A 12688-nucleotide genomic window follows, 5' to 3' on the forward strand; every position below is an offset into this window, starting at 1 on the left:
AAATGGAAAATTACGCATATGTGCTCAATGGCGTTGTCGTTGTGTACCCTGTGCCGATTCAGACGGGATTCACGCTGGCGCAGTGCTATCACGCCGATTATGTCGCGAATTGCGTCGCTGTTCCGGCCGGCGTCACGCCTCAGCCGGGATGGGTTGCCACCGAAACTGGTGGCGTGTGGTCGTTCGCCGCACCTTCTTCTTCGCCTGCGCCGACGCTTGCGCAAATGCAGGCCACGCAATCAGCCCTGATGCAGACGGCATGTAAGGCTGCGATCGAGGGGGGCTTCACGAGTTCCGCGCTTGGGACGTCGAACGGCTATCCGAGCGACCAGGAGACCCAGATGAACATCGCCCTTGTGGCGGTTTCTGGTGGGTCGCTCTGGTGTCAGCCGAGCAGCGGCGGGTGGGTGTTTACGGCGCACACGGCAGCCCAGGCACAACAGGTTCAGAAGGACTTGAACACGCACATCCAGACCCAGCAGACAACCTATGCCGGCTTGCTAAGCCAAGTCAGTGAAGCCACGACAGTAGGCGCTGTGCAGGCGATCTCGTGGCCTTAATTCGAGGCGAAGACATACAGCGCGGGTGAGCTAATCGGCCGCGCTTGAGATCTGAAGCGCCGAAACATTAGGAGCCGTCTGCTTCATCGCGAAGAATCGAACAGCCCTTTGGCGACAGGGTTTCTCGATAAACTCCCAAAGAAGGTATGAGACCAATAGCGTTAAGGCCCAGAACGCCACATACTGAGCCTTTTTCCCGCCGAACGCCGCGAGGCTGTCATTTTCGGCGAAGACGCGAAGAAAAATCTGATGGCACATGTAGATGGAGAAGCTGATCTCCCCAAGTCGCACGGGAAGCTGCAAAGACAGGAACCGCGATGGAAGACCGCGCCCGCTCGCCATGAGGATGATCAGAACAACCATGGCTGGAGCATATCCGCATTCGTCGAACCACCAGAACGCGGCGTAGCCGATGTGCTTGTGCGCGAAAAGGACGGACAAGAATGGGGTCATCCCATACAGCACGAGACCGACGATTACGAATGCTGCCAGCTCGAGCATGGTAGCGCTCCAAACTGGCAGACGAGCAAGTTTCGCGCTATGCTGCAACCAGATCGAGCAGCCGGCAATCCCGAGCGCAAATTCCAGCAAGCGAACGGGCGGGAAGATAAAAGCCGTGGGATCGACGGGCATTCCTTCCAACATCCACTTGCCAGGCGTGAATCTCGCATACTCGAGTATCGCTATGATGGCTGCCACGCAAAGCGCAAGCTTCCACATCCACGTTTTGCTCCAGCGGCATATCAGGACCGGAAACAGCAGATAGAAGAATGCCTCGACAGACAGGCTCCACGATACGGCGTTAAACGAGAAGAAATAGTTGAACTGCGGTGACCACGCTTGCAACAGGAGGAGATTGGTTATGGCCTCGCGAGCGGCGTTTCCTGGCGGTCCCCATGGTGCAGGAAGAAACGCAAGGACAATGAGAAACGTGGCGAAATGGAGCGGCCAAATTCGAGCTAACCGTGCGACATAGAAATTGTACACATCGCGGGGCGTCTCGAATTCCCGATACGAATAGTAGAGAATGAAGCCCGATAGGACATAAAAAAAATCCACGCCGGCATCGAGGCTAAAACGTGTTCCGAGCCAGTTTCCGTAGCCAAAATAGGCCCGGCTATGGTGAATGACGATCATTACGGCTGCGAGGAAGCGCAGCGAGGTTAGTGGCCTTAGGCTCCTTTTCATTGCCAATGCCATACAGACCGCTTGCTCCTTGGGCAACCCCAGGCCTCTCAGGCGCCTGAATCGTGCTCCTGAGCCCTTAGGCACAACCATCCGTGCGCGGCGGTCCCGCGTATTATTTTTTTGAAAGAAATCGACATGTTTTTCCTGATGCTCACCCTGGGCATGCTGGCGCTTGCTCTTACGTTCACGCCGGCTACCCGGCGGCTGGTCTCCACCGTCGCCATTTTCCGCCCCGGCCGGGTCGGGCTCGCAAGCTTGGCGTTCGGGGCCGTGCTGGGTGCCATCCTGTTCAGTCCGCGCCTGGCGCTGGCCGCCACCGGCGCGCCGGCGCAGGTCGTGGACCTCACACAGCTCTGGGGCTGGGTGCTCTCCGTTGCCATCGCGGTCATCACCTTCTATGGGCGCCGTGCCTTGGTCGCGATCGAGAGTCGCCTGAGCATTCAGAGCGGCAGCGCGGCGGCGGACGACCTCGACCAGGCGCTGGTGCATGGCGAGGCATTTCTCATGAACGGCCTGAAGGCGCTCGCCGCCAGCACGTCGACCGTGACCATTGCGGCCGGACCGCTGGCGAACGCCGTGAGCCTCGTCCAGAAGCTCGCTCCGGCCGCCGAGGACGCGCTCGGCGTCACGCCGGCCGACATCGAGGCCATGCTGCTCGCGCGCATCGGTGTGCCTGCGGCCACCATCCCGGCTGCTCAGCCAACCCCGCCCGCCGCGTCCCCGGCAACGCCCGCACCGGCCGCCGCTTAAGCCCGGCCACTCATCGAGGCGGCCCGGCATGCGCCTGGCCGCCATCCCGGTTGCTCCATCCCCCTCATCCAAAGGAATCCATCATGAACATGACCCGCCGGGCCTTGCTGGGCTCGACTGCCGCCGCCTGCATGCTCACTGGCTGCACCGCTTCCGAGATCGCGACAATTTCCGCCGAGGCTGCGGCCGAACTGAGCGACGTTGCAACGGCGCTGGTTGCGCTAACACCGGTACTGCCGACGCTCACTGGAATTCCGGCCGCCACGCTGACCACGATCGAGAGCGACATCGGGCAGGCCAGCACATTCGCGCAGAGCATCAATAGTGCCGCCACGGCGATAGCCGGCGAGTCTGCCGCGGGCAAGGTCGTTACCTTGGCTGGCGATGGTCTGAAGCTGCTTGCTGGCTTCGCCTTACCGGCGAAAGTGTCGCAGGTGGTAACGGCGCTGCAGCTGGTCCTGCCGGTACTTGGCGCGGCAGCCGGCCTGTCGAGCGCCACTGTCAGCGCACCGGCGCCGGAAGCGCTCGCTGCGGCACGCGCCACGCTGCGCAACGCCCGCACACTGCTGGCGGCCGGCTGATGCGCTGGCCGCTCGGGAAGCTGCCGCGCCCGGCGGGCGTGGATGTTCCTGCGCTGCTGCATGTCCGTGGCGTCGCGCCGCTACCGCCGCCGCCTGCCTCGGCTGATTGGTCGAAGCCGGTGCACGCGTGGCTGATGCTGGGCAATGACGTCTATGGCGACTGCGCCTGGGCGGCGATGCTGCACGCGGTCCAACTCTGGACGGCCAATGCGGGCGCCGAGGTCATGCCAGACACCGCCTGCGCGCTGGCCGATTACTCGGCCGAGACCGACTTCACGGCCGGGCCGCCGGTGGCGAACGACAATGGCACCGTGCTGCTCGATGCGCTGCGGTATTGGATGCTGACAGGCATCGCGATCGACACCGACGGTGCGCTCGATCGGTTGGACGGCTTTGCCGATATCGAGCCCGGCGACATCGACGGCATCAAGCGGTCGATCGAAGAGTTCGGCTGTGTGCTGCTCGGCGTCGAACTGCCAGAGAGCGCGGAGACGCAATTCGATGCCGGCGAGCCGTGGTTCGTCCTCGATATGCCAGACGCGCCGGCTGGCGGCCACGCGGTGCTGGCCGTGGCCTATGATGCCAACGGCATGTGGGTCGTGACATGGGGCGAGCGGCAATACGTCGAATGGCCATGGTGGAAACGCTACGGCTCGGAAGCTTATGCCCTGCTGCGGCGCGAATGGATTGGCCCGAACGGCACCGCCCCCAGCGGCCTGACGTTGGGCCGCCTCGATGAGATGATCCAGCGCATGCATGGCGTCCTCAGCCCTGGCGCCTACGCGTGATCGAGCTCTGGCTCCGCTGGTGGGGCTGGCATCCCGTTAGTGTCATGCAGCCAGACTGGTCTTGGCGCCGCGAATGGCAGTGGCGCGGATAACAGCTGCCCCTTCAAGTCATGCGCAGCCTCGGCGGCCTAACTTTCCCCTCACTTATCAAATCAGGAATACGAGATGACCAAAGGGCTCCCCCATGTCGACGTGCCGCCCGAGATGATTCCCCGCGACTTGGCCGAAGCGCTCGTTGCGATCGGTCGTCTGCAGGTGATCTGCAAGAATCAGGAGACAAAGCTCACCGAACACGACGCCGAAGTGAGCAAGCTTAACTCGGTCATCCAGACCGCGAACGGCGTGAAAATCGCGCTGTTCTGGGTGGCAGCCGCCATCCTCGGTGCCACCACGATCTGGTTCAATGTCGTCAATGGAAAGCCTTGGAAATGACGGCGGCGCATGAGCAGCGCGAGACGCTGCATGAGGACGTACTCTACCCTGAGCACGTCCAGCGCACGGAATCCGAGGAGTTCCGGCGCAACAAGCGGGTGCTGATTCGCAAGCTGGACCTCCCGTGCTGGGTATCGGGCTCACGCGAAAAACGCGAGGTCCACCACATTTTCGAGTGGAGCCTTTGGCCCTCGCTCGATCCCGAAAGGGTGCTCGATGCGCTGCATGCCTTTGATCCCTATGGCTTCACTGCGCGCGATCCCGAGACGCCAATCACGAGCCCGGACGACATCAGGAACCTTCTGGTCCTGTCAGAAAAATTTCATCGTGGCATCGGCACCGGCGTGCATAAAATCTCGTTTCCGATCTGGCTGCCGCAGCGTGCGGTGAAGCCGGGTGTCGAGATCACCTGTGACCCGGGAGGTCACACAGCCAAGGCCGCGCCCAAGAAGGCCGCCTGATCGTGTGCGATCCGGAAAACATCGCCCTGTTTCTGCCTGACATCACGACAGCGGAATTTCCACCTGACGAAACGGTGGCCGTGTTTGCACCTGATGTCACCGTTGCCCTTTTCCTCCAGCAATCGGATGCGTCGATGAGCATATTCAATGAGACTCCTGAGATGGTGCTTCTTACCGGCAAAGCACCCTTCACCTCGCGTCAGTACGAACATGATTTCTCAAACCAGCTGAAGGCCGGGGATACGATCGCCGCCATCGATTCGGTGATCTCGACGCCGATCGGCGCGCTGCAGCCAGGCCAGGTCAATCTGACGATCGGCACCCAGGCGGTGATCGCAGGCAAGAAAGGTGCCGCTCTTGCCGTGGGAACGGTGATTTCCGGCGGCTCCATCGGCGCCAAATACCAGGTCACGGCCGACATCGTCTCGGCCAACGGCGACCAGGTCAGCCTATCCTTCATCCTGCCCGTGGAGAATCGTTAGATGCTCAGCAATTTCGATGCCTGTTGCGGCTTTTCGCTGCGTCAGGAGGGTGGTTTTTGTGACGTCAAGGGTGATCCTGGGGGAGCCACGAATCACGGCATCACCATGGCTGAGCTGTCGGCTGTCCTCGGACGGCCCGCGACCGTGGACGATGTGCGCAACCTGACCGCGGCTCAGTCCGAGGCTATTTACAAGCCGCGTTATTGGGTCGCGGTGAGTGGTGATGCGCTGCCGGCCGGCGTGGACCTTGTCGCATTCGATTTCGGGCTCAACGCGGGGCCACGCACCAGTGCGATGCAGCTGCAGGCGCTTATAAAAGTGGAACAGGACGGCGTCATCGGCCCCGCTACGCTGGCTGCGCTCGCGACGCACGACAGGTCCTGGGTCATCGCGGCGCTGACGCTCAGCCACCAGGCTTACTACCGGCGGCTTCCGGGCTATGGCGAATTTGGCCCGGGATGGATCGCGCGAACGGTACGATGCCAGGCAGCGGCCGGGGCGATGGTTCCGCATGGAGTGGCGGCATAGGATCAGGCCGCGAGTCGAGCGGCGCGACATTGAAGAATGGGCAGCGGCGAATCGGTGACGTCCCCGGGATGGGACGGGGGTATGCTGGCTCACGAAAGGGTGATGAACGGCGTTCACAAACGCCGTTCATCGGAACATCCCGAGAACAGACTGCACGCATGGTGCACGGATAGGCATGTGAAGTTGCAGTTTTGTACGCAAATTCGTGATGACGGGCACTTGCGGTCCTACCCCTAAAAGGCTAGGAACCGGGCCATCAACCGCGGTTTTGCTGTCATAGCTCAGGGGTAGAGCACTTCATTGGTAATGAAGAGGTCCTGGGTTCAATTCCCAGTGACAGCACCAGCGGGGTTGAAACGGAAGGCCGCTTGGTTTAGGCGTTCCCCGGCGTGCCCAGGTAGCTCAGTTGGTAGAGCATGCGACTGAAAATCGCAGTGTCGATGGTTCGATTCCGTCCCTGGGCACCATTTATTCCCCTCCATTCATTTTTTTGCATGTTCCACTATGCCAGCCTCTGGTGTTTTTCCGAGGTGAGGGCTAGATGTTTGCTCGCGCTCGGGCATTCCGTTGGCGGAGCCTGAAGCGTTTATTATAAGATGGCTTGGCGAAAAGCCTGGTCAGGATTTGCAACAGGAAAAGAGGCTAAGACATGTCGAAAGCATTCATTGCTGAGGTTATTCAGAATTCCGCAGAGATTACCGGCGTGTCCGCGAATCGCGCTGCAACCGATCTGATCGAGGCGATCGTCAAGGAAATGAAGAAGAACGGCAAGTTCACGCTGCCGAGCTTCGGCACCTTCACCGTGCGCAAGACCAAGGCCCGCAAAGGCGTGAATCCGCGCACCGGCGAAGAGATCAAGGTGAAGGCCGGCAAGACCGTGCGCTTCAAGGCCTCGCCGTCGCTGAAGAAGATGGTCTAAACGCAGCAGGTTTTTTTGCGCTAAAAAAAACAGCCCGGTCGCCCCGGGCTGTTTTTTTATGAGCGAGGCGCCGGGAACGGGCCGGCGTCAGATATCCAGTTCGGTCACGTTGCCGGCGTTTTCCTGGATGAACTGGAAGCGCAGTTCCGGCCGCTTGCCCATCAGGTTTTCCACGATCGTCGAGGTTTCCGCGCGGTCTTCGGGCGGTGCGACGATTCGCAGCAGCACCCGCTTGGCCGGGTCCATGGTGGTATCCTTGAGGATCGCAGGCGGCATCTCGCCCAGCCCCTTGAAGCGGCTGACCTCGATCTTGGCGCCGGGCTTGAAGGTTTTGACGAGTCGCTCGCGCTCGGCATCGTCCATCGCATAGACGCTCTTGGCGCCCTGGACGATGCGGTAGAGCGGCGGCTGCGCCAGGTAGACATGGCCGTGGCGGATCAGCTCCGGCAGTTCGCGGTAGAAGAACGTCATCAGCAGCGAGGCGATGTGCGCGCCGTCGACATCCGCGTCGGTCATGATGATGACGCGCTCATAGCGCAGATTGGCACGGTTGAATTGCGGGCCGACGCCGCAGCCCAGCGCCTCGATGAGGTCCTTCAATTCCTGGTTCTGGCGCAGCTTTTCCACCGAGGCGGAAGCGACGTTGAGGATTTTGCCGCGCAGCGGCAGAATCGCCTGGCTGTTGCGGTTGCGGGCCTGCTTGGCGGAGCCGCCGGCGGAGTCGCCCTCGACCAGGAAAATCTCCGTGCCGTCGGCGCTTTCGGCGCTGCAATCGGCGAGCTTGCCGGGCAGGCGCAGCCGGCGCGTCGCCGATTTGCGCGGCGTGTCCTTGAGCTCCTTGCGGCGCAGCCGCTCCTCGGCGCGGTCGATGACGAAGGCGAGCAGATTGTCGGCGTTGTTCGGGTCGCCGGCGAGGAAATGGTCGAAGCGGTCGCGCAGCGACGCCTCGGTCAGCTTCGCGGCTTCCGGGCTGGTGAGCTTTTCCTTGGTCTGGCCCTGGAATTGCGGTTCGCGGATGAACAGCGACAATTTGGCGGCGAGGCCGCCGGCGACGTCCTCGCCGATAATGGCGGCGCCGCGCTTGTTGCCGCGGGACTCGGCCCAGGCGCGCAGCCCTTTGAGCAGGGCGGCGCGGAAGCCGCTTTCGTGCGTGCCGCCCTGCGGGGTGGGGATGGTATTGCAGTAAGTGTCGAGCTTGGAGTCGCCGCGCTCGAGCCAGGCGCAGGCCCATTCCAGCTTGCCCTGGCTGGTGCCGTCCGGCAGGTCGGGGAGCTTGGCTTCGCCGGCCCAGATCTCCTGCAGCACGCGGGGCGCGTCGCCGAGTTCGGCTTCCAGCGAATCGCGCAGGCCGCCGGGAAAATGCAGCTCGGCGGTGGCGGGTGTTTCCGAATCGGCCTTCAGCAGGCTGGGGTCGGCCGCCCATTTGATGCGCATGCCGCGGAACAGATAGGCTTTCGAGCGGCACAGCCGGTAGAGCCGGGCCGGCGAGAAGAGCTTATCGCCGAAAATTTCGCTGTCCGGCACGAAGCGGATGCTGGTGCCACGGCGGTTCTGGATCGGCCCGAGGTCCTGCAGCCCGCCTTGGGGAACGCCGCGGGCGAAGTCCTGGCGGTAGAGTCGCTTCTCGCGCGCCACTTCGGCGGTGAGGCTGGAGGAGAGGGCGTTGACCACGGAGGAGCCGACGCCATGCAGGCCGCCGGAGGTGGCGTAAGCCTTGCCCGAGAACTTTCCGCCCGAATGCAAGGTGGTGAGAATGACCTCGAGCGCGGATTTGTCCTTGAATTTCGGGTGCGGGTCGACCGGGATGCCGCGGCCATTGTCGCGGATGGTCAGCCGGTTGCCGGCTTCCAGCGTCATTTCGATGAAGGTGGCGTGGCCGGCGACGGCCTCGTCCATGGCATTGTCGAGGATTTCCGCGGCGAGATGGTGCAAGGCGGTCTCGTCGGTGCCGCCGATATACATGCCTGGCCGGCGCCGAACGGGCTCCAGCCCTTCGAGAACCTCAATATCCTTGGCCGAGTATTTCGGCTCGGCGCCGCTCGTCTCGAATAGATCGCTCAAATCGTCCGACTCCGGGTTGGTCCGCCATTGAGTAGCCAGTTTTGCCTGGTGAGGCCAAGAGCCGGGTGAGCGATCCGCGCGGGCTGATAAGAATAAGGAAAGAAAGCGCTACTTTTTGTGAACAAAAAGTAGCAAAAAAACTTTGTTATGCTGGGCCGTGGGCGTTGTCGCTGACACAGCCCATGCCCTCCGGGGCTATTCCAACGGTGCTGCGCACCGCCGGAACCTTCAGCCCCTCCGCCCGGCGTAACAAAAGTTTTTGCGCCGCTTTTTTCAAAAAGCGGCCGCTTTCTTTATTCGCCGTGGCGGTGGATGTCATGGGTGGTAATGGCGCTGTCGCTGTCTTTCACGGTGAGCCAGTCCTTGTGCGCAAGCGTGTTGCGCGTGTCGTAATAGCCGGTGCGCCAATGTTCCTTCATCGAGATGCGGCTGAACTCGTAATCCTTGGCGTCGCCCTCATAGGCCTTCTGGTGGTAGATCAGCTGCATGATGTTGATTTCCGGCAGGCGCTCGAGTTCGGCCTTGGCGTGACGCTGCTCTTCGGAAAGCTCCTCGTCCGGGATCATGTTCAGGGCGTCGCGCAGATCTTGTTTAAGCTGATGGGTCTCCTGGAAATAGTCGGTGACGATACGGGTGCGGGACGAATATTGGATGTCTTTCTGGCGGGAGAGGACATCGGCCATGTCGCGCGGTATGCTGCCCTGGGCGGAGAAGAGATCGACCTGAAAGACCAGCACATTCTCCCCGCTTGTATTGCGGAGCAGGTGATATAGCGGCGTGTTGGAGACCAGCCCGCCATCCCAGAAATAATCGCGGCCAATGCGGACCATGGGCAAAGCCGGGGGGAGAGCGCCGCTGGCCATGATGTGCTCGGGCGCGATCTCTACATTCTTGTTGTCGAAATAGATGAAATTGGCCGAGGCGACGTTGACGGCGCCGACCGCGAAGCGGATCTCGCCATTGTTGATCCGGTTGAAATCGACCAGCTTGCCGAGGGTCGCGTATAAAGGCGACGTGTCATAGAGCGAGGTGGCCGCGTGCGAGCCGCGCGGGGCGAGCCAGCCATGGCTTAATGTCGGCCGGAAGAAGCCAGGCTGGCCGAAGAGCGTGGCATTGACGGCGGAGAGCATGTTGCGGAGGCGCCGTGGCGTGTCGCCTGCCGGCCAGGCCGTGAACGGATCCCGGGCGGTGATGTCGAGCCAGAAGCGTTCGAGCTTCCGCAAGCGCTCTTCCGGTGGGTTGCCGGCGATGATCGCGGAATTAATGGCGCCGATGGAGACGCCGACCACCCAGTCCGGCTCCAGCCCGGCCTCGTGCAGCGCCTGATACACGCCGGCCTGATAGGCGCCGAGCGCGCCGCCGCCTTGCAGGACGAGGCCGATCCGGTCGACGCCTTCGGGGCGGGGGAGCGGCTCGATGGGCAATAGGGGTTTGCGATGCGGGGCGTGGGGGTCGGTTAGCACATCCATGAAGATCGATCTCCGGAAAGCTATGCAGATTCAACTAGCGCCTTTTGTACGCATATGGAAATATAGTGTGGGGAAAAATGGGCGGAAGGCAAACACGGGCGCAACAGCGTTTTGCCGCCGGCTGATCGTGATGTGTGGAAAATGGTGACATAAACGTCACATGAATTTTCCGTTCCCTCTGCCTAAATTATCGCAACGCACAAGGGAGTTCGCAAATGACCCGTGAAGAAATCCTGAACGCGGCATCGATGCCGCTTGCCTCCCCCAGCTATCCGAAAGGCCCTTACCGCTTCATTCACCGTGAATATTTGCTCATTCATTACGAAACGGATCCGGAGGCGTTGCGCGCATTTTTGCCCGAACCGCTCGTGCCTGACGGCAACGATGTTTACTTTGAGTGGATGAAAATGCCGGATTCTTCGGGATTTGGCGATTACGAGGAAAGCGGGTGCGGGATCGCGGCGTTGTTTAATGGTACGAAATGTAACTACAGCGTCATGATGTATCTCGACGACGAGCCGCCGACCACCGGCGGGCGCGAGATCTGGGGATTTCCAAAGAAATATGGCGTGCCGCGTTTGCGGACGATTCACGACACGTTGACGGGCACGCTGCATTACGACGAGGAGCGCGTGGCGCTCGGCACCATGGTGTACAAGCAGAAGCCGATGGATCACGCCAAGCTGGTCGAGGGCATGAAGAAGCTTAACGTGAATCTCAAATTCATTCCCGATATCGATGGTTCGCCGAAAGTGGCGCAGCTTGTCGGGTATCATCTGGAAAACATCGATTTGAAATTCGGGTTTACAGGCGAGGCTCGGTTGCATCTGATCCCACACGCCAATTGCCGCTTGGCGGATTTGCCGGTACGGAAAATTCTTTATGGGCAGCATTTTTGTGCCGACCTGACATTGCCGTATGGCGAGGTTCTGCACGACTATCTGACCGAAACAAAATAAAGGAGAACGCGACATGGCGTTAACACTAAAAGGGAAGGTTGCGTTGGTAACCGGTTCGACCAGCGGGATCGGGTACGGCATTGCGCGGGCTCTGGCCGCGGAAGGTGCGGCGATCATGCTGAACGGGTTCGGCGACGCCGCCGAGATCGAGAAGATCCGCAGCGGCCTGGCGCAGGAGTTCTCCGTGAAGGTGGACTATGACGGCGCGGACCTGAGCAAGCCGGATCAGGTGGCGGCGATCGTGCAGAAGACGCATGACCGGCTGGGCAGCCTGGATATTCTGGTGAACAATGCCGGGATCCAATTCGTCGCCCCTGTGGAGGAGTTTCCCGAGGCGAAATGGGAGGCGATTCTGGCGATCAATTTGTCGGCCGTGTTTTACGGCATGAAGGCGGCGATCCCGGGCATGAAGGCCAAGAAATGGGGGCGGATCATCAACATCGCGTCCGCGCACGGGTTGGTCGCGAGCCCGCACAAGGTGGCTTATGTCGCGGCCAAGCATGGCGTGGTCGGGGCGACCAAGGTGGCGGGGGTGGAGCTGGCGAATGACGGTATCACGGTGAACGCGATCTGCCCGGGCTGGGTGCTGACGCCGCTGGTGGAAAAGCAGCTGGAGGACCGCGCCAAGGAGGCCGGCACCGACGTTGAGGCCGAAAAGAAAAAGATGCTGCAGGAATCGCAGCCGATGTTGAAATTCACGACCCCGGCGGAAATCGGCGCGTTGGCGGTGTTCCTGTGCTCGGACGGGGCGGCGACGATCACCGGCGCGCCGATCTCGATCGATGGCGGCTGGGTGGCGCATTAAGGAGGAAAGAAAGCGCTTCTTTTTTGAAAAAAAGAAGCAAAAAACTTTTTTAAACTGGGCGGAGGGGTTGAAGGTTCCGGCGGTGCGTAGCACCGTTGGAATAGCCCCGGAGGGCGTGCTGGTTTCGCTGCCGCCGACCCAGCGTAACAAAAAGTTTTTACGCCGCTTTTTTCAAAAAGCGGCCCTTTCTTTCTAAGCCGCTTGGGCCGGCGCGTGAAAAGCGTGTAAAGCGGGGCGCATCTGAGCCAAACGCGGAGCAAAGCGATTCTGAATCATGAGACCGAGGCGGGGCGGTTTGCGGCGATGCTGCAGCGCTCCGCGGCGCTGAAACTGGCCCTGGCAGAAAATCCGGAACCGGTGCTGGCGGTGGTGGGGGCCTGTGAGCGGGCCATTCGTGCGGGCAATAAGATTATTTTTTGCGGCAATGGCGGTTCGGCGGCGGATGCGCAGCATCTGGCGACCGAATTGCTGATCCGGTTGCGCGGGGCGGTGGCGCGGGAGAGTTGGCCGGCTCTGGCGCTGACGCTCGATACCGTGGCGATGAGTGCGGCGGTGAACGATTTCGGGATCGACCAGATGTTTGCGCGCCCGTTGCGCGGGCTTGGCAAGCCGGGTGACGTGCTGGTCGGCCTCACCACCTCCGGCCGGTCTTCCAACGTGCTGCATGCGCTGCAGGCGGCACGGGAGATGGGGATTGTCACGGTC

At 61.4% G+C, this 12688-nt stretch carries 17 protein-coding genes and 2 tRNA genes; 15 read left to right on the plus strand and 4 right to left on the minus strand.

The genetic code is table 11. From position 1 onward, the window contains the following. Positions 1-2: 2 nt before the first annotated feature. Positions 3-560: a hypothetical protein gene (locus VNC39_RS01695; RefSeq protein ID WP_325395546.1), complete on the plus strand. Its 558-nt coding sequence runs from the start codon at positions 3-5 to the stop codon at positions 558-560. Between the two features lie 30 nt (positions 561-590). Here VNC39_RS01695 and VNC39_RS01700 read toward each other — a convergent pair whose 3' ends face one another. After that, on the minus strand, positions 591-1760 hold the full coding sequence (locus VNC39_RS01700; protein WP_325395548.1) for an acyltransferase family protein: 1170 nt from the start codon (positions 1758-1760) through the stop codon (positions 591-593). A gap of 108 nt (positions 1761-1868) precedes the next feature. On the opposite strand from VNC39_RS01700, the gene VNC39_RS01705 reads away from it, so the two are divergent. From VNC39_RS01705 to VNC39_RS01750, 10 genes are all read left to right on the plus strand, one after another. After that, positions 1869-2498 (plus strand): hypothetical protein, encoded by a 630-nt coding sequence (locus VNC39_RS01705; RefSeq protein WP_325395550.1) that lies wholly within the window; start codon positions 1869-1871, stop codon positions 2496-2498. Positions 2499-2581: 83 nt separating this feature from the next. After that, positions 2582-3079 (plus strand): hypothetical protein, encoded by a 498-nt coding sequence (locus tag VNC39_RS01710; protein WP_325395552.1) that lies wholly within the window; start codon positions 2582-2584, stop codon positions 3077-3079. 38 nt (positions 3080-3117) lie between these two features. Next, on the plus strand, positions 3118-3867 hold the full coding sequence (locus VNC39_RS01715; protein WP_325395554.1) for a hypothetical protein: 750 nt from the start codon (positions 3118-3120) through the stop codon (positions 3865-3867). A gap of 165 nt (positions 3868-4032) precedes the next feature. Next, positions 4033-4299 carry a hypothetical protein gene (locus VNC39_RS01720; RefSeq protein WP_325395556.1) on the plus strand — a complete coding sequence of 89 codons (267 nt, stop codon included), beginning with the start codon at positions 4033-4035 and terminating at the stop codon, positions 4297-4299. Next, complete coding sequence (locus VNC39_RS01725) at positions 4290-4760, plus strand: hypothetical protein (RefSeq protein ID WP_325395557.1); 471 nt, start codon at positions 4290-4292, stop codon at positions 4758-4760. Before VNC39_RS01720 ends, VNC39_RS01725 begins: the two co-directional genes overlap by 10 nt. A gap of 134 nt (positions 4761-4894) precedes the next feature. Further along, positions 4895-5242 (plus strand): hypothetical protein, encoded by a 348-nt coding sequence (locus tag VNC39_RS01730; RefSeq protein WP_325395559.1) that lies wholly within the window; start codon positions 4895-4897, stop codon positions 5240-5242. Next, the gene (locus tag VNC39_RS01735; protein WP_325395561.1) at positions 5243-5770 is read left to right on the plus strand and encodes a glycoside hydrolase family 108 protein; all 528 of its coding nucleotides are present in this window, start codon (positions 5243-5245) and stop codon (positions 5768-5770) included. It begins immediately after the preceding gene. A gap of 270 nt (positions 5771-6040) precedes the next feature. After that, positions 6041-6115 (plus strand) — tRNA-Thr (locus VNC39_RS01740). Between the two features lie 46 nt (positions 6116-6161). Continuing rightward, positions 6162-6237 (plus strand) — tRNA-Phe (locus tag VNC39_RS01745). 182 nt (positions 6238-6419) lie between these two features. Further along, positions 6420-6689, plus strand: a complete 270-nt coding sequence (locus VNC39_RS01750) for an HU family DNA-binding protein (protein ID WP_325395563.1) — start codon at positions 6420-6422, stop codon at positions 6687-6689. 87 nt (positions 6690-6776) lie between these two features. Here VNC39_RS01750 and parE read toward each other — a convergent pair whose 3' ends face one another. From parE to VNC39_RS01765, 3 genes are all read right to left on the minus strand, one after another. Continuing rightward, a complete protein-coding gene (gene parE / locus VNC39_RS01755; RefSeq protein WP_325395565.1) occupies positions 6777-8750 on the minus strand; it encodes a DNA topoisomerase IV subunit B in 1974 nt (657 codons plus the stop codon). A 145-nt stretch (positions 8751-8895) separates the two neighbouring features. Then, positions 8896-9069 (minus strand): hypothetical protein, encoded by a 174-nt coding sequence (locus VNC39_RS01760; protein WP_325395567.1) that lies wholly within the window; start codon positions 9067-9069, stop codon positions 8896-8898. After that, the gene (locus tag VNC39_RS01765) at positions 9044-10219 is read right to left on the minus strand and encodes a patatin-like phospholipase family protein (protein WP_325395569.1); all 1176 of its coding nucleotides are present in this window, start codon (positions 10217-10219) and stop codon (positions 9044-9046) included. Before VNC39_RS01765 ends, VNC39_RS01760 begins: the two co-directional genes overlap by 26 nt. Before the next feature lie 215 nt (positions 10220-10434). Between VNC39_RS01765 and VNC39_RS01770 the strand changes: the two genes are divergently transcribed. The 4 genes from VNC39_RS01770 to VNC39_RS01785 form a co-directional block, all read left to right on the plus strand. Next, positions 10435-11178, plus strand: a complete 744-nt coding sequence (locus VNC39_RS01770; RefSeq protein WP_325395571.1) for an acetoacetate decarboxylase — start codon at positions 10435-10437, stop codon at positions 11176-11178. A gap of 13 nt (positions 11179-11191) precedes the next feature. Further along, the gene (locus VNC39_RS01775; protein WP_325395573.1) at positions 11192-11983 is read left to right on the plus strand and encodes a 3-hydroxybutyrate dehydrogenase; all 792 of its coding nucleotides are present in this window, start codon (positions 11192-11194) and stop codon (positions 11981-11983) included. Next, positions 11961-12179 carry a hypothetical protein gene (locus VNC39_RS01780; RefSeq protein ID WP_325395575.1) on the plus strand — a complete coding sequence of 73 codons (219 nt, stop codon included), beginning with the start codon at positions 11961-11963 and terminating at the stop codon, positions 12177-12179. The genes VNC39_RS01775 and VNC39_RS01780 overlap by 23 nt, the downstream gene beginning before the upstream one ends. Before the next feature lie 107 nt (positions 12180-12286). Further along, positions 12287-12688, plus strand: a 402-nt coding sequence (locus tag VNC39_RS01785; protein ID WP_325395577.1) for a D-sedoheptulose-7-phosphate isomerase, incomplete at its 3' end; no start/stop codon positions are given.

The sequence above is a fragment of the Acidocella sp. genome, from assembly GCF_035535915.1.
Lineage (GTDB): Bacteria > Pseudomonadota > Alphaproteobacteria > Acetobacterales > Acetobacteraceae > Acidocella.